This window comes from Variovorax sp. LjRoot84 (assembly GCF_964254305.1).
GTDB lineage: Bacteria > Pseudomonadota > Gammaproteobacteria > Burkholderiales > Burkholderiaceae_C > Variovorax.
The window spans coordinates 2,568,301-2,584,592 of record NZ_CAXUTE020000001.1 but is presented as its reverse complement, the minus strand read 5'-3'; the positions used below and the strand labels follow the sequence as shown (position 1 = coordinate 2,584,592).

16 protein-coding genes are annotated in these 16,292 nt (G+C 67.7%); 4 read left to right on the top strand and 12 right to left on the bottom strand.

Annotated elements, in window-relative coordinates; translation table 11 throughout:
* Positions 1-12: 12 nt before the first annotated feature.
* Positions 13-978, bottom strand: coding sequence for a helix-turn-helix domain-containing protein (locus ACSQ9I_RS13130; protein WP_436313444.1), 966 nt, complete (start codon positions 976-978; stop codon positions 13-15).
* Between the two features lie 97 nt (positions 979-1,075).
* Between ACSQ9I_RS13130 and ACSQ9I_RS13125 the strand changes: the two genes are divergently transcribed.
* Positions 1,076-1,459 (top strand): VOC family protein, encoded by a 384-nt coding sequence (locus tag ACSQ9I_RS13125; protein WP_093109202.1) that lies wholly within the window; start codon positions 1,076-1,078, stop codon positions 1,457-1,459.
* Here the strand turns inward: ACSQ9I_RS13125 and ACSQ9I_RS13120 are convergent.
* From ACSQ9I_RS13120 to ACSQ9I_RS13090, 7 genes are all read right to left on the bottom strand, one after another.
* Positions 1,456-3,006 carry a malonate--CoA ligase gene (locus ACSQ9I_RS13120; protein ID WP_436313443.1) on the bottom strand — a complete coding sequence of 517 codons (1,551 nt, stop codon included), beginning with the start codon at positions 3,004-3,006 and terminating at the stop codon, positions 1,456-1,458. The two genes, ACSQ9I_RS13125 and ACSQ9I_RS13120, sit on opposite strands and share 4 nt — an antisense overlap.
* A gap of 2 nt (positions 3,007-3,008) precedes the next feature.
* Positions 3,009-3,767: an enoyl-CoA hydratase/isomerase family protein gene (locus tag ACSQ9I_RS13115; RefSeq protein ID WP_436313442.1), complete on the bottom strand. Its 759-nt coding sequence runs from the start codon at positions 3,765-3,767 to the stop codon at positions 3,009-3,011.
* Positions 3,764-4,750, bottom strand: coding sequence for a Bug family tripartite tricarboxylate transporter substrate binding protein (locus ACSQ9I_RS13110; protein WP_436313441.1), 987 nt, complete (start codon positions 4,748-4,750; stop codon positions 3,764-3,766). The genes ACSQ9I_RS13115 and ACSQ9I_RS13110 overlap by 4 nt, the downstream gene beginning before the upstream one ends.
* 36 nt (positions 4,751-4,786) lie before the next feature.
* On the bottom strand, positions 4,787-6,265 hold the full coding sequence (locus tag ACSQ9I_RS13105) for a malonyl-CoA decarboxylase (protein ID WP_436313440.1): 1,479 nt from the start codon (positions 6,263-6,265) through the stop codon (positions 4,787-4,789).
* Positions 6,262-6,930 carry a GntR family transcriptional regulator gene (locus ACSQ9I_RS13100; protein WP_436313439.1) on the bottom strand — a complete coding sequence of 223 codons (669 nt, stop codon included), beginning with the start codon at positions 6,928-6,930 and terminating at the stop codon, positions 6,262-6,264. Before ACSQ9I_RS13100 ends, ACSQ9I_RS13105 begins: the two co-directional genes overlap by 4 nt.
* Positions 6,931-7,052: 122 nt before the next feature.
* Positions 7,053-7,883, bottom strand: a complete 831-nt coding sequence (lgt, locus tag ACSQ9I_RS13095; RefSeq protein ID WP_093109196.1) for a prolipoprotein diacylglyceryl transferase — start codon at positions 7,881-7,883, stop codon at positions 7,053-7,055.
* A gap of 4 nt (positions 7,884-7,887) precedes the next feature.
* Complete coding sequence (locus ACSQ9I_RS13090) at positions 7,888-8,838, bottom strand: LysR family transcriptional regulator (RefSeq protein ID WP_436313438.1); 951 nt, start codon at positions 8,836-8,838, stop codon at positions 7,888-7,890.
* A 95-nt stretch (positions 8,839-8,933) separates the two neighbouring features.
* Here ACSQ9I_RS13090 and ilvD point away from each other — a divergent pair, with 95 nt between their 5' ends.
* Positions 8,934-10,628, top strand: a complete 1,695-nt coding sequence (gene ilvD, locus ACSQ9I_RS13085; protein WP_436292522.1) for a dihydroxy-acid dehydratase — start codon at positions 8,934-8,936, stop codon at positions 10,626-10,628.
* 70 nt (positions 10,629-10,698) lie between these two features.
* Here ilvD and ACSQ9I_RS13080 read toward each other — a convergent pair whose 3' ends face one another.
* On the bottom strand, positions 10,699-10,962 hold the full coding sequence (locus ACSQ9I_RS13080; protein WP_093109193.1) for a TIGR04438 family Trp-rich protein: 264 nt from the start codon (positions 10,960-10,962) through the stop codon (positions 10,699-10,701).
* Between the two features lie 105 nt (positions 10,963-11,067).
* Between ACSQ9I_RS13080 and ACSQ9I_RS13075 the strand changes: the two genes are divergently transcribed.
* A complete protein-coding gene (locus ACSQ9I_RS13075; RefSeq protein ID WP_093109192.1) occupies positions 11,068-11,373 on the top strand; it encodes a c-type cytochrome in 306 nt (101 codons plus the stop codon).
* 8 nt (positions 11,374-11,381) lie between these two features.
* Here the strand turns inward: ACSQ9I_RS13075 and ACSQ9I_RS13070 are convergent, their stop codons facing one another.
* Both ACSQ9I_RS13070 and acs read right to left on the bottom strand, forming a co-directional pair.
* Positions 11,382-11,912, bottom strand: coding sequence for a LapA family protein (locus ACSQ9I_RS13070; protein WP_436313437.1), 531 nt, complete (start codon positions 11,910-11,912; stop codon positions 11,382-11,384).
* Between the two features lie 167 nt (positions 11,913-12,079).
* Entirely contained in the window at positions 12,080-14,077 is a 1,998-nt protein-coding gene (acs, locus tag ACSQ9I_RS13065) for an acetate--CoA ligase (protein WP_436313436.1), read from the bottom strand.
* A gap of 149 nt (positions 14,078-14,226) precedes the next feature.
* Here acs and ACSQ9I_RS13060 point away from each other — a divergent pair, with 149 nt between their 5' ends.
* On the top strand, positions 14,227-14,844 hold the full coding sequence (locus ACSQ9I_RS13060; protein WP_093109189.1) for a TIGR00645 family protein: 618 nt from the start codon (positions 14,227-14,229) through the stop codon (positions 14,842-14,844).
* A gap of 4 nt (positions 14,845-14,848) precedes the next feature.
* Here ACSQ9I_RS13060 and fumC read toward each other — a convergent pair whose 3' ends face one another.
* On the bottom strand, positions 14,849-16,234 hold the full coding sequence (gene fumC / locus ACSQ9I_RS13055) for a class II fumarate hydratase (protein WP_436313435.1): 1,386 nt from the start codon (positions 16,232-16,234) through the stop codon (positions 14,849-14,851).
* Between the last annotated feature and the right edge of the window lie 58 nt (positions 16,235-16,292).

The window sequence follows — 16,292 nt, the reverse complement described above, 5'->3', positions numbered from 1 at the left end:
GGCGGGGCGCCGTCACTGCCGGCCGCCGCCCAGCCGCCATTCGCGCGGCGCGCAACCGAAGCGTTCGCGGAATGCGCGGCTGAAATGCGCCGCATCGTTGAAGCCGCGGCCATAGGCGATCTCGCTCACGGTGCGGCCGGCCAGGCGGGGTTCCAGCAGGTCGCGGCTGCAGGCCTCGAGGCGACGCTCCCAGATGTACTGCGCAGGCGTGAGCGGCTCGCTCTTGAACACGCGGTGGATCTGGCTCGCCGACAGGCCGAGTTCGGCCGCGAGGCTGCCGACCGAGAGCCCGGCATCGCCAAGTTGTGCGTCGATGCGGCGCTTGATGCGCGCGAGATGGAAGGCGGTCAGGTTGCTGAGGCTCGGCGAGCGGGCCGCGGGTAACGTCTGCAGGCCGGCCACGAGGATGCTGAGCACGCCGTTCGCAACCGCCAGCGCAGAGGCCGGTTGCAGCGCATCGATGTCCTCGCGCAGCGTGCCGATCATGTTGATCAGCAGGTGGCCCGCGCCCTCGCGGCCGGACACCGCCGTGGCCGTCAGCGCTTCTGTGTCGCGCAGCTCGCTGCGCAGGCGCTCGCCGGGGAGCTTGAGCACGATCTGCTCGAAGGCGTCGTCGAAGAAGAGCTGGTAGGGCCGCGTGCTGTCGTAGAGCGCGAAGTCGCCCACCGCCAGCACGGCATCGCGCCCGTCCTGCCGCACCACGCCATGGCCGCGGGTCTGGATACCGACCAGGAAATAGTCGTCGGAAGAGCGCGCGATGTGGCCCGGCGTGCGCATGACGCTTTGCGCGCCCGAGCGCACCACCGAGACGTCGAGGGCCGGCAGCGTGTGCTGGCGGATGCTGCCTTCGAAGTCGCCCGACGGGCCGTTGCGCACCGGATCGCAACCGAGCTGCACATAGATGTTGCAGATCATGTCGGTCCAGTACGCGAGCCGCTGATCGCGCGGCACGGCGTCGGTGCTGAGCAGGCGGTTCACGAGTCCTCCGAGGATGCGGGGCGAGAGGCGAAAACTTACGTCGAAAGCAGCTTGCATGCCACAGCGCTAACCCGCGCCCGGCGCTACCATCCACCGCATGGCCATCCAGCTCAATCACACGATCGTCCGGGCCCGCGATCCACGGGCATCCGCGGTGTTCCTGGCAGAGATCCTCGGCCGCGGTGCGCCCGTTCCCTTCGGCCCCTTCCAGGGCGTCGAGGTCGACAACGGCGTCACCCTCGACTACATGCAGGTCGAGGGCGACATCCCATGGCAGCACCTGGCCTTTCTTGTGAGCGAGGCCGAGTTCGACCAGATCTTCGGCCGCATCCGCGAACGCGGCCTGCCCTACTGGGCCGACCCGGGCCACCGCCATGCCGGCGAGATCAACCACGGCGACGGCGGCCGCGGCGTCTACTGGAACGATCCCGACGGCCACAACCTCGAGATCCTCACGCGGCCCTACGGCAGCGGCAGCTAGACGAACAAGCCCTTGTGCTGCTCGCGCAACAGGGCCTTCTGCACCTTGCCCATCGCATTGCGCGGCAGCTCGGAGACGACGAAGCAGCGCTTGGGGATCTTGAAGTTGGCCAGCTTCTTCTTGAGCGCTCCGATGATCGCGTCGCCGTCGAGCGCCGCACCGGGCTTGGGCGTGACGATGGCGACGCCGACCTCGCCGAATTCCGGATGCGGCACGCCCACGAGCGCGCTCTCGGCCACGCCGGCCATTTCGTTGATGTAGCCCTCGATCTCGGCCGGATAGACGTTGTAGCCGCCGCTGATGATCAGGTCCTTGCTGCGGCCCACGATGCTGACGTAGCCGAGCCCGTCGATCTTGCCGACGTCGCCGGTCTTGAAATAGCCGTCGGCGGTGAACTCTTCCTTGGTCTTCTCGGGCATGCGCCAGTAGCCGGCGAACACGTTGGGGCCGGCCACCTCGATGTGGCCGATCTCGTCCGTCGGGCAGGGCTCGCCCGCATCGTCGCGCACGCGCAGCTGGACGCCGGGCAGCGGGAAGCCCACCGTCCCGCCGCGCCGCTGGCCCTGCACCGCGCTGTAGGGGTTGGAGCTGAGCATGACGGTCTCGCTCATGCCGTAGCGCTCGAGAATGGTGTGGCCGGTGCGCTCGCGCCAGGCCTCAAAGGTCTCGATCAGCAGTGGTGCCGAGCCCGCGATGAAAAGACGCATGCCGTTGCAGGCCTCGCGCGTCAGCCCCGGCTCGGCCAGCATGCGCACGTAGAGCGTGGGCACGCCCATGAACACGGTCGCCTCGGGCAGCCGGGCCACCACGCGCTTGGGATCGAACTTGTTGAGCCAGATCATCTTGCTGCCGCTGATCAGCGCGCCGTGGATGGCGACGAAGAGGCCGTGCACGTGGAAGATCGGCAGTGCATGGATCAGCACATCGCCCTCCCCCTGCGCGCCGCTGTGCCAGCCCCAGTAGTCCTTCAGCACCTCGGCGTTGGAGCGCAGGTTGCGGTGCGTGAGCATCGCGCCCTTGCTGCGGCCGGTGGTGCCGCTGGTGTAGAGGATGGCGGCGAGGTCGTCGTCCTTCTTCTGCGCGACGGTGTGGCGGTCGCTGCACTGCGCCGCAACTTCGAGCAGCGTGCCGGTGCGGTCGTCGTCGAGCGTGAACACGTGGCGGGTACCGGCCGCGGTCGCGATCGGCGCCACCCACGATGCATTCGCGCTGCTGCAGACCACCACCGCCGGCTCGGCGTTGCCGATGAAGTACTCGATCTCGGCGCCGCGGTAGGCGGTGTTGAGCGGCAGGAACACGTAGCCCGCGCGCAGCGTCGCGAGGTAGAGCAGCATGGCCTCGACCGACTTCTCGACCTGCACCGCGATGCGAGCGCCCTTGTCGAGCTTCAGCGCGTCGAGCAGGTTCGCGATCATCGCGCTCGCGCGCTCCAGGTCGCGCCAGGAATAGAACAGGCCGTCGTCGGTCTCGACCGCGATGGCATCGAGATCGGCGGGGAAGGCCGCACGCAGCGCGGCGTAGAGGTTGGCGTTGGTCGTTTCGGTCATGGTCAGAAGACGGGGTTGCGCTTGGCGAGGAAGGCGGCGATGCCCTCGCGGTGTTCGGGCGAATCGGCGTAATCGTAGGCGCTGGCGAGCAGCCGGTCGACCGTGCCGGCGAAGAAGGTCCGCTTGTTGAGGCGTGCAGCCTCCGGCGCCAGCGCGGCGATGCGCTGCGCATGCGCCAGCGCTCCCGCAGCGACCTGCGCATCCGGCAGCACGCTCAGCACAAAGCCAGCGTCGTAGAGGCGGCGCGCATCGTGCACGCTGGCGGCCAGCAGCATGTCGCGCGCCAGCGTGTCGCCGATGGCGACACGCACCAGGGCCGCCTCGCGCGGCGCCATCGGAAAGCCCAGCTTCGCGATCGGCGCGCCGAATTTCGATGATTCGCCGGCCAGGCGGATGTCGCAGCAGCTCGCGATCTCCAGGCCGGCGCCCATGCAGGCGCCCTCGATCTGCGCGACCAGCGGCAGCTCGCAGGCCAGCATGGCGGCCAGCGCGCCCCAGACCTCGTTCTCGTGGAAGTCGCGTAGGCTGGCTTCATCGAAGCGGAAGGAGGGGTACTCGGAGATGTCGCCGCCGGCGCAGAAGGCAGCGCCCTCCCCGCGCACGACGACGCAGCGCGTGGCGTCGTCTTGCGCGAGCTCCTGCTCGAACACGGCGCGCAGTTCGCGCCACATCGCGCGCGACATGGCATTGAGCCGTCCGGGATGGGCCAGCGTCACGAAGGCGAGCGCGCCCTCGCGCTCGAGCCTGACCGAGGCCGTCATTCCAGCTTGGCGCCAGAAGCTTTCACGACGCCGGCCCAGCGCCTGATCTCGGAGTTGACGAAGCTGCCATAGGGCGCCATCACGAGGTTCGGGATCTCGGCGCCGTTGTTGGCCCAGATGGCCTTCAGCTCCTCGGTGGCGAGCGCCTTCTTCATCTCGTCGACGATCTTCGCCTGCACCTCGGCCGGCGTGCCCTTCGGCGTCCACAGGCCGTACCAGGTGGTCACGGTGTAGTCCGGCAGGCCGACCTCGGCGGCGCTGGGCACGTCGGGGAAGGCGGGGTTGCGCTTGGCGCCGGACATCATCAGCGCCTTGATACGGCCGGCCTTGATGTGCTGCGAGGACGAGCCCAGGCCGTCGAACATGCAGTCGACATTGCCGGCGATCAGGTCCTGCAGCGCCGGACCCGCGCCGCGATAGGGAATGTGGGTGATGAAGGTGCCGGTCTGCAGCTTGAAGAGCTCGCCCGCCAGGTGGTGCGAGGTGCCGGCGCCGGCCGAGGCGTAGTTGAGCTTGCCCGGATTCCTCTTGGCCTCGGCGACGAAGTCCTTGAGCGTGGTCGCGCTCACCCGCTTCGGGTTGATCACCACCACCTGCGGCACGCTGGCCAGCAGCATCAGCGGCACGAAATCCTTCTCGATGTCGTAGTCGAGCTTGGGATAGACCGAGGGCGCGATCGCATGGTGCACCGCCCCCATGAAGAGCGTGTAGCCGTCCGGCTGCGCCTTGGCCGCGATACTCGCGCCCAGGGTGCCGCCGGCGCCGCCGCGGTTGTCGATCACCAGCGTCTGGCCGGCGATCTTGGCGAACTGCGCCGACAAGGGCCGCGCGAAGGCGTCGGTGCCGCCGCCGGCCGGGAAGGGCACCACCATCGTCACCGGCTTGGCGGGCCAGCTGGCCTGGGCGCGTGCGCCCCCGCCCAGAACGGCGGCCGCGGCCGCGGCCAGGCGCAATATGTCGCGCCGCTGGAAGCTTGGGGTCATTGCCTTGTCTCCTTTTGTGATGAACCGTCGGGGGCCTCAGCCCTTGAGAAAAAGATCGTCGACATCGCCCGACACCGCCACCTTGCCCTGTGCGAGCAGGGCGCGGTGCTTGTCGAGCCGTTTCAGATCGTAGAGGTAGTTGACCATGAGTCCGTAGGATTGCTTCAGCCCCTTGGGCGAGGGATCGCCGGCCCAGTTGAGCCGCTCCACCCGCGCGCCGTTGCCCAGGTGGAAGCGCGCCACAGGATCGACCGGCTTGCCCTCGGCGGTGGCCCGCCCGAGGTACTCGGCGGCGGCATTCATCAGCAGCTGGCGCACCGGCGATTTGGCATCGAGCGCACTCGCGTCCTCGGCCGCCGCCAGCACGCGCTCGGCGGTGGGCGGCAGGGACCCGATCACGCGGCCCAGCTCGGTCGCGCGCTTCTCGTCGAGCCGCTCCAGCAGGGAGCCCGCGTTCTTCGCCAGCCAGCCGCGAAAGCCCGGGACCGGCGACAGCGTCGCGAAGATCTTCAGGCGCGGCATCTCTTTTTGCAGTTCCTCGACCACGCGCTTGATCAGCGAATCGCCGAAGCTCACGCCGCGCAGGCCGTTCTGGGTGTTGCTGATTGAATAGAAGATCGCAGTCGTCGCGCGGTCGTGCTTGACCGGCGCGGCGGCTTCGTCGAGCAGCGGCACGATGCCTTCGCTGATGTGGTCGACCAGCGCGACCTCGACGAAGATCAGCGGCGTGTTGGGCAGCCGCGGGTGGAAGAAGCCGTAGCAGCGGCGATCGCTGTCGAGCCGGTTCTTGACGTCGGCCCAGCTCTTGATGTCGTGCACCGCCTCGTACTGGATCAGCTTCTCGATCAGCGAGGCCGGCGAATCCCAGCTGATGCGGCGCAGGTCCAGAAAGGCGACGTCGAACCAGGTGGAGAACAGGTGCTCGAGCTCGGCATCGAGCGGCAGGAGGCGCCGGTCGCCCTTCAGGTGCGGCAGCAGCTCGGCACGCAGATCGACCAGGAAGCGCATGCCGTCGGGGTCGATGGCGAAGCGCTGCAGCAGCCGCGCGCGCGGCGAGACCAGCGCGCGGCGCAGGTGCACCTCGGCCTGGGCCTCGTCGGGCGTACCCATCGCGGCCCCGTGCCGGTCGCGCGCGCTGCTGACCTTCTGCAGATCGGGCGCGAAGCGTTCGCTCATGAGCAGCCAGACGTCGCGCCGCTCGTCGAGCTCGCGCCCGGCGTACCACTTCACGACCGCATGGGCGCGGCGTCCTGCTTCCACCTCGCTCACGCTCGAGTCGACCACCGCCTGCAACTCGGTGAGCGCGCGCCGCAAGGCACGCGGCGCCAGCGCCTCGCCATGGCGGCGCAGCGTGGCCTCCAGCCGTTCGGCCAGCGGGCGCGGGCCGACGGTGGCGGCCGCCTTGGGCGCCGGCTTCGGCTTCGCTTCGGACGCTGCGGGCTTCTTGACTTCGGCGGCATCGCTGCCGGGACGCAGGCGCGAGACGCTGCGGGTGATCCAGTCGCTGGCATTCATGAGATCAGCTTCGCTTTCTGTTGGAGCGCGATGGCCCGCAGGGCTTCGCGCTGGCGGTTCAGGTGGGTGCGCATCGCGGCCTCGGCGCCGTCGCTGTCGCGCGCCTTCAGCGCGGCGAACACCGCGAGATGTTCGGACAGGCTCTGTTCGAGCCGCCCCGGCGCATGCAGTTGCTGCAGGCGCGCGAGCTTGAGGATCTTGCGCAGATCGCCGATCACCTGCGCCAGCCAGCGATTGTCGGCCAGCATGATGATCGCCTCGTGGATCGCGAAATTGGTCGCGTAGTACTCGTTGATGCGCTTGGCGCGTGCGTGCTTCGCGAGCTTGTCGTGCATGGCTTCGAGTGCCAGCAGCTCGGCATCGCTGGCGTTGCGTGCCGCCTGCCAGGCGCAGCGCCCTTCGAGCAGCGCGATGACGGGAAAGATGTCGTCCAGGTCGCGCTGCGTGACCTCGGCCACGAAGCAGCCGCGCCGCGGCTCGTGCCGCAGCAGGCCCTCGGCCGTCAGCACCTTGAGCGCCTCGCGCAGCGGCGTGCGCGAGATCGCAAGCCGCTCGCACACTGCCGCCTCGTCGACGAAGCCGCCCGGCGCCAGCGTGCCGGCGAAGATCTCCTCGCGCAGCGTGGCGGCGACTTCGTGGTGCAGCGAGTTGTGGACCAGGCGCATGGCGGATGAAAGATCGGGAGCTTCGTCGGTGATTTTCGGTAATTACACGTAATTATGAGAACTCGGACGCAAGAAGGCAAAGCATTCCTGCCTCCGGAGATACCCTGGCGCCCGCGGCGCGCTCAGCCGCGTGCCACTGCTGCGGCTGAGCGCGCCGCGGGTGCACTGGCATAGAGCCAGATGCCGAACACGATCATCGGCACGCAAAGCCACTGCCCCATGCTCATGTTGAGCGCCAGGAGGCCCAGGAAGTCGTCGGGCTCGCGGAAGTATTCGGCGATGAAGCGCATCAGCCCGTAGCCGATCAGGAACACCGCCGACACGCGCCGCTCGCGCCGTTCCTTGCGTGCATAGAGCCAGAGGATCGCGAACAGCAGCAGGCCTTCCAGCAGGAACTGGTAGACCTGCGAGGGGTGGCGCGGCAGCATCGATCCGCTCTGCGGAAACACCATGCCCCATGGGAGGTCGGGGCTGCTGAAGCGCCCCCACAGCTCGCCGTTGATGAAATTGCCCACCCGCCCGGCCGCCAGCCCGGTGGGCACGCAGGGCGCCACGAAATCCATCACCTGCCAGTACGGCCGCGCACGCGAACGTGCGAACCACAGCATCGAGGCGATCACGCCGAGCAGCCCGCCGTGGAAGCTCATGCCGCCCTGCCAGACGAAGAAGATCTCCAGCGGGTGCGTGAGGTAGTAGCCGGGCTTGTAGAACAGGCAATAGCCGAGCCGGCCACCGACGATCACGCCCATGACGCCGAGGAAGAGGATGTCCTCCAGGTCCTTGCGGGTCCAGGCGCCCGGTCCGGTGATGGAACGGAAGGGCTCGTGCCGCAGCCGGCGCGTACCGAGGAAGTAGAACAGCGCGAAGGCGGCCAGATAGGTCAGGCCATACCAATGGATGGCGATCGGCCCGAGCTGCAGGGCGACGGGATTGATCTGCGGGTACGTGAGCATCGGCCTATTGTGCCCACGGATGTGACAGTCCCTGCTCCTGGACGAATCGCACGAAGCGGGCGAGCGCCGGGTTGTCGGTGTGGCCGGGCCAGACCAGGCTGGTCTCGCAGCCGGGCAAGACGGCGGTCTTTCGCCGTCCAGTGGGCGCGAACTCGGTCGCAGCGCGGTAGACCACGCCGGCGCGCCGGAACTGCGTCACGCTCTCCGGCACCCAGGCCACGCCGAGTCCGCCCCACACCAGGTTCACGATGGTCTGCATCTGGATCGCTTCCTGCGCAACCCGCGGCGCCAGGCCGGCCGCGTGGTAGAGCCCGAAGATCGCGTCGTGCAGCGAGGGCACGATGCGGCGCGGAAAGATCACCAGCGGCTCGGCCAGCACCTCGGCCAGCGGCAGCTTCGGCATCCAGGCCAGGGGATGCTTCGCCGGCAGCGCCAGCACCAGCGGCTCCTCGGACACCGCGAGCCGCTCCAGGCCGGGCGGCGCGAAACCGGGCGAATGCAGCATCAGGCCGGCATCGATCTCGCCGCGGGCGAAGGCTTCGAGCTGCACGTCGCCGGTGGCCTCGACCAGTTCCAGCGCGACTTCGGGGCAGCTCACGCGGAATTCGCGCACCCAGGCCGGCAGCCGCTCGAACCCGATGGTCGAGACGAAGGCGAGCCGCACGCGCCCCACTTCACCGGCCGCCGCCGCCTTCGCCCGCACCGGCAGCGCCTGCGCGCGCGCCAGCAGCTCGCGCACCTCGGGCAACAGCGCCTCGCCCGCGGGCGTGAGCGCGACCCGGCGCCGGGTGCGGTCGAACAGCCGCACGCCCAGCGTTTTTTCGAGCTGCGCGATGGCCTGCGTGACGGGCGGCTGCGTCATGTGCAGGCGCGCGGCGGCACGGCCGAAATGCAGCTCCTCGGCCACCGCGAGGAACTGGCGCCAGGCGCGCAGGTCGATCCAGGCTTCTTTCATATGCCGAGCATATCAATCGGGCTTGAAATTCGGATTGGAACCAATCAGTCAATCGTCCGATACTTGCCTTCCCCCGATTCAAGACCAGAGACACCATGGCCACCCAGACGATCAAGATCAACGCCCGCAGCGCCAACATCACCGAAGGCAAGTCGCGCGCGCCCAACCGCTCGATGTTCTACGCGATGGGCTACGAGGAAGGCGATTTCAAGAAGCCGATGGTCGGCGTGGCCAACGGCCACAGCACCATCACGCCGTGCAACTCGGGCCTGCAGAAGCTGGCCGACGCCGCGATCGCCGGCATCGAGGAAGCCGGCGGCAACGCGCAGGTCTTCGGCACGCCGACCATTTCCGACGGCATGGCCATGGGCACCGAAGGCATGAAGTACTCGCTGGTGAGCCGCGAGGTCATCTCCGACTGCATCGAGACCTGCGTCGGCGGCCAGTGGATGGACGGCGTGCTGGTGGTCGGCGGTTGCGACAAGAACATGCCCGGCGGCCTGATGGGCATGCTGCGCGCCAACGTGCCGGCGATCTATGTCTACGGCGGCACCATCCTGCCGGGCCGCTACAAGGGCCAGGACCTCAACATCGTGAGCGTGTTCGAGGCGGTCGGCCAGAACGCCGCCGGCAACATGAGCGACGAGGACCTGAAGGAAATCGAGAAGCGCGCGATCCCCGGCACCGGCTCCTGCGGCGGCATGTACACGGCCAACACCATGAGTTCGGCCTTCGAGGCGCTCGGCATCTCGCTGCCCTACTCCTCGACCATGGCCAACCCGCACGACGAGAAGGCCAACTCGGCCAAGGAATCGGCCAAGGTGCTGATCGAGGCCATCAAGAAGGACATCAAGCCGCGCGACATCGTGACCAAGAAGGCGATCGAGAACGCGGTGGCCGTGATCATGGCCACCGGCGGCTCCACCAACGCGGTGCTGCACTTCCTCGCCATCGCGCACGCGGCGGGCGTGGAATGGTCGATCGACGACTTCGAGCGCATCCGCAAGAAGGTGCCGGTGCTGTGCGACCTCAAGCCCAGCGGCAAGTACCTCGCGGTCGACCTGCACCAGGCCGGCGGCATCCCGCAGGTGATGAAGATCCTGCTGAACGCGGGTTTGCTGCACGGCGACTGCATCACGATCACCGGCCAGACCATCGCCGAGGTGCTGAAGGACGTGCCCGACCAGCCGCGTGCCGACCAAGACGTGATCCGCCCGATCACGAATCCGATGTACGCCGAGGGCCACCTGGCCATCCTCAAGGGCAACCTCTCGCCCGAGGGCGCGGTGGCCAAGATCACCGGCCTCAAGAACCCGGTCATCACCGGCCCGGCGCGCGTGTTCGACGACGAGCAGTCGGCGCTGCAGGCCATCCTCGACGGCAAAATCAAGGCCGGCGACGTGATGGTGCTGCGCTACCTCGGCCCCAAGGGCGGCCCCGGCATGCCGGAGATGCTGGCGCCCACCGGCGCGCTGATCGGCGCCGGCCTCGGCGAAAGCGTGGGCCTCATCACGGACGGCCGCTTCTCGGGCGGCACCTGGGGCATGGTGGTCGGCCACGTGGCGCCCGAGGCCGCGGCCGGCGGCACCATCGCCTTCGTCAACGAGGGCGACTCGATCACCATCGACGCGCACCAGCTCAAGCTCGAACTCAACGTGTCCGACGCCGAACTCGCGAAGCGCCGGGAAGGATGGAAGGCCCCTGCCCCGCGCTACACGCGCGGCGTGCAGGCCAAGTTCGCGTTCAATGCATCGAGCGCGAGCTCGGGTGCGGTGCTCGACAAGTACTGATCACCCCGCCAACACCCACGCGCTGGCGCCGAACACGACAAAGCCCAGGCCGACGACGCTGTTTCGGGCTCTAGCGTCCGCCGCGGCGGCGGCGGTTGGAACGGCTGGTCAGAAGGCCCAGATTGCTGCGCTGCCGGTCGATGCGGTCCTGCCGGCGCGCGTTTTCGCGTTCGACCACCTTGCGCTTGGTGTAGCCTGACCAGTCGGCCCAGGCCCACCAGGCCGCGGCCAGCGCGAAGGGGATGAGCACGATCCACCAGTCCCACTGGGCCACGAAGCCGACTTCGAAGTATTTGAGGGCCACGCCAAGAAGGCCCAGCAACAGAAACCACATAGAGAATCCCTCCGGTTTTCCAGGCCCGCATCGCGGCGGACCGTGCACCGCGCTACCTACAATCGCGTTGGATCGACTTTAACGCACCCACGCGACAAGGACTTCATGAAAAGAGCGCTTCTGCTGGCCGCCCTGGGCCTGGCTTCCGCCGCACCCGCCCTTGCCGACCTGGCCCTGGCCACCTCGAAGAACTGCATGAGCTGCCACGCGGTCGAGCGCAAGATCCTCGGCCCTTCGTTCAAGGAAGTCGCGGCCAAGTACAAGGACAACAAGGGCGCGGCCGACATGCTCGCCGGCAAGATCATCAAGGGCGGATCGGGCGTCTGGGGACAGGTGCCGATGCCGGCCAACAACCAGGTCAGCGAAGCGGACGCGAAAAAACTGGCGGCCTGGATCCTGTTGACGAAGTAGCGCTGGCCTCAGACCGGCGGTGGCATGCCCACGGGCGGCGAAGACGCCACCGTCGCCGTCGCCGTCGCCGGCCGGCGGTCGACGCGATCTTCGAGCTGGCCGATGTGGGCTGCCAGCGTGTTGTCGGTCCGGTCGGAGCGCAGCTTGATCATCGTCTCCAACTGCTCCACGCGCGCCAGCAGCGCCGCATGCCGCTCGGCGTTGCGCGCCATGTGGACGTTCTCCTGGGTCTCAAGGAAACTGCGCAGCTCGGTGAAACGAGAAGCCTCGGCCCGGTCGGCCAGGCTGCGCTGGGCCTGCATTTCCTTCGTGTGGCGCCGCGTTTCGAGCAGCACCGTGGTCTGCAGGTAGACGATGTAGGCCACGAAGAAGATGCTCAGAAGCACCGTGAGGCCCAGCATGATCAACCCGAAGGGCGCCGTGATCTGCATGAAGCCGACCGACATGGCGGTGGGCGTGACGAGCAGGCCCCAGTTCAAGGCCGCGAGCGCCGCGATCAGCAGCACGACCACCAGCAGCACGCCTGTTCTCAATCCCATGGATGTCTCCTCAACAATCGATGGGCTGTTGTAACGCATCCGGCGCCAATGCCCTGTCGGACAGGGGCGCGGCTGCGAATCCCCAGGCCGGCGCCGGGCCGCCCCAAGGCGGCCTGCGGCCCCCTCGGGGGGCAGCGAGTACACGCAGTGACGGAGCGTGGGGGCCGTTAGTAAGCCTGGCCGAGCTGTTCGAGGATGGCGGGGTTCTCGAGCGTCGAGGTGTCCTGCGTGATCGCTTCGCCCTTGGCGATGCTGCGCAAGAGGCGCCGCATGATCTTGCCGCTGCGCGTCTTCGGCAGGTTCTCGCCGAAGCGGATGTCCTTCGGCTTGGCGATCGGGCCGATCTCCTTGGCCACCCAGTTGCGCAGCTCGGCGGCGATCTGCTTCGCCTCGTCGCCGCTCGGGCGGCCGCGCTTCAGCACGACGAAGGCGCAGACCGCCTCGCCGGTCACGTCGTCGGGCCGGCCGACCACGGCGGCTTCGGCCACGAGGTCGGTCTTGGCGACCAGCGCGGATTCGATTTCCATCGTGCCGAGCCGGTGACCCGACACGTTGAGCACGTCGTCGATGCGTCCCGTGATGCGGAAGTAGCCGCGGTCGGCGCTGCGCACCGCGCCGTCGCCGGCCAGGTAGACGGTCCCGCCCATTTCCTCGGGGAAATAGCTCTTCTTGAAGCGCTCGGGGTCGTTCCAGATGGTGCGGATCATCGAGGGCCAGGGCCGCTTGATGACCAGCATGCCGCCGGCGCCGTGCGGGATGTCCTTGCCGGTCTCGTCGACGATCGCGGCCATGATGCCAGGCAGCGGCAAGGTGCAGGAGCCCGGCACAAGCGGCGTGGCGCCCGGCAGCGGCGTGATGACGTGGCCGCCGGTCTCGGTCTGCCAGAAGGTGTCGACGATCGGACATTTCTCGCCGCCGACGTTCCGGTAGTACCACATCCAGGCTTCGGGATTGATCGGCTCGCCCACGGTGCCGAGGATGCGCAGCGACGACAGGTCCCAGTTCTTGGGATGCACCTTCTCGTCGCTGTCGGCCGCCTTGATCAGCGAGCGGATCGCGGTCGGGGCGGTGTAGAAGATCGTGACCCTGTGCTTCTCGATCATCTGCCAGAAGCGGCCCGCATGCGGGAAGGTCGGGACGCCCTCGAACACCACCTGCGTCGCGCCCGCGGCGAGCGGGCCGTAGGCCACGTAGGTGTGGCCGGTGATCCAGCCGATGTCGGCGGTGCACCAGAACACGTCTTCGGGGCGCACGTCGAAGGTCCAGTCCATCGTGAGCTTGGCCCACAGCAGGTAGCCGCCGGTCGAATGCTGCACGCCCTTGGGCTTGCCGGTCGAGCCCGAGGTGTAGAGGATGAAGAGCGGATGCTCGGCGCCGACCGGCACCGGCGCGCATTCGGTGCTCTGGCCCTGGAGCGCCTCGTCGAAGGTCTTGTCGCGGCCGGCCACCATGTTGCAGGCGGTCGCGGTGCGCTGATAAACCAGCACGGTCTTGATCGATTCGCAGCCGCCGAGCGCGATGCCGTCGTCGACGATGGCCTTGAGCGGCAGTTCCTTGCCGCCGCGCAGCTGGTAGTTGGCCGTGATGACCGCCACGGCGCCGGCATCGATGATGCGTTCCTGCAGCGCCTTCGCGGAGAAACCGCCGAACACCACGCTGTGGGTGGCGCCGATGCGGGCGCAGGCCTGCATCGCAATCACGCCCTCGATGGCCATCGGCATGTAGACGATGACGCGGTCGCCCTTCTGGATGCCTTGCGCCTTCAGCGCATTGGCGAACTGCGAAACGCGAGCCAGCAGCTCCTTGTAGGTGATCTTGGTGACAGCGCCGTCGTCGGCCTCGAAAACGATCGCGGTCTTGTTCTCGACCGCGGTGCCGATGTGCTTGTCGAGGCAGTTGGCCGAGGCGTTGAGCTCGCCGTCGTCGAACCATTTGTAGAAAGGCACGTTCGATTCGTCGAGCGTGCGGGTGAAGGGCTTGGTCCACACCACGTTGCTTCGCGCCTGGCGGGCCCAGAAGCCCTCGAAGTCGTCGGCGGCTTCCTTGCATAGCGCGTCGTACGCGGCCATGCTCGCGATGCGCGCGCCCTGCGTGGCACGGGCATCCGGCGGAAACATGCGGTTCTCGACCAGGGTGGACTCGATCGTCGTCGGTGCACTGCTCATTCTTCGTCTCCTGTACCTGTCAATTGACCGGCGTTAATGTCGGCGGCCGCACTTACGGATGACTGACGCTCCATGTTAACGACAGGAGCGTGACACCGGGGCGCTCGCGCACACTCTAGAATCGCGCGTTTCCCGCCCACAACGACCCGATGTCCACCCTCGACCCCACCACCTCGAACAGCGGCAAGGTCTCGCCCCTGCGCCCGCTGCCCAACCTGATCTTCGCCAGCCGCTGGCTGCAGCTGCCGCTGTACCTGGGCCTGATCGTCGCACAGGGCGTGTACGTGCTGCACTTCCTGGTCGAACTCTTCCACCTGGTCGAGGCCGCGTTCGGCAGCCAGGATGCGCTGCAACTGCTCATCACCAGCATCGGGTACAAGACCGCCGCGCCGATCACGACGCTCAACGAAACCGTGATCATGCTGGTGGTGCTGGCGCTGATCGACGTGGTCATGATCTCCAACCTGCTGATCATGGTGATCGTCGGCGGCTACGAGACCTTCGTGAGCCGCATGAATCTCGAAGGCCATCGCGACCAGCCCGAGTGGTTGAGCCATGTGAACGCCTCGGTGCTGAAGGTCAAGCTGGCCACCGCGATCATCGGCATCAGCTCGATCCACCTGCTCAAGACCTTCATCAACGCCGACAACTACACCGACCGGGTGCTGATCGCGCAGACCGCGATCCACATCACCTTCCTGCTGTCGGCGATGGCGATCGCGGTGACCGACAAGCTGATGGCACCCTCGCCCTCCGCCAATCACTGAGCGTCTATCGCCCGGTCATGTTCTCCGGCACCACCCAGGCATCGAACTGCTCCCCGGTCAGGTGACCTGAGGCCACCGCCGCCTCGCGCAGGCTCGTGCCTTCCTTGTGCGCCTTCTTCGCGATGAAGGCCGCCTTGTCGTAGCCGATGTGCGTGTTGAGTGCCGTCACCAGCATCAGCGAGCGCTGTACGAGTTCGGCGATGCGCTCGCGGTTGGGCTCGATGCCCACCGCGCAGTGGTCGTTGAAGCTCACCATGCCGTCGGCCAAAAGGCGCACGCTCTGCAGGAAGTTGTGCGCCACCATCGGGCGAAATACGTTGAGCTCGAAGTTGCCCGAGGCACCACCGATGTTGATCGCGACGTCGTTGCCCATCACCTGCGCCGCCAGCATCGTGACCGCCTCGCTCTGCGTCGGATTCACCTTGCCGGGCATGATCGACGAGCCCGGCTCGTTTTCGGGAATGCTCAGTTCGCCGATACCGCTGCGCGGGCCGCTCGCGAGCCAGCGCACGTCGTTGGCGATCTTCGTCATGCTCGCGGCCAGGGTCTTGAGCGCGCCGTGCGCATGCACCAGCCCATCGACCGAGGCCATGGCCTCGAACTTGTTCGGCGCGGTGACGAAAGGCAGGCCGGTGAGCCTGGCAAGCTCGGCCGCCACCTGCTCGGCATAGCCCCTGGGCGCGTTGAGCCCGGTGCCGACCGCGGTGCCGCCCAGCGCCAGCTCGCACAGGTGCGGCAACGCGGCGCGCACGTGGGCTTCGCCGTGCGCGAGCTGCGCCACGTAGCCCGAGAATTCCTGGCCCAGCGTGAGCGGCGTCGCATCCTGCAGATGGGTGCGGCCGATCTTCACGATGTCGGCGAAGTCCTGCGATTTCTTTTCCAGCGTTCCGCGCAGCCTGGCGATGGCGGGCAACAGCCGGTTGGTGATCGCGTCGACCGCCGCCACGTGCATCGCGGTCGGGAACACGTCGTTCGAGGACTGGCTGCGGTTCACATCGTCGTTCGGATGCACGAGACGTCCTTCCCCGCGTTCGCCGCCCAGCAGCTCGCTCGCGCGGTTGGCCAGCACCTCGTTGACGTTCATGTTGGTCTGCGTGCCGGATCCGGTCTGCCACACGACCAGCGGGAACTCCTCGGGATGCGTGCCGGCGATGACTTCGTCGGCCGCAGCGACGATGGCCTTCGTCTTCTTCTCGTCCTGCAGGCCGAGCGCATGGTTGACCACTGCCGAGGCGCGCTTGACCTGCGCCAGGGCTTTGATGATCTCGCGCGGCTGCTGCTCGCCCGAGATGTCGAAGTTCTGCAGCGAGCGCTGGGTCTGCGCGCCCCAGAGCCTGTCTGCCGGTACTTCGATGGGGCCAAAGGTGTCGCGTTCGGTGCGTGTCTTCATGGGCGGGCCTGAGCTGTCAAAATGGAGGACCCGCCAGTATCCGTCCAAGCAAAAACCC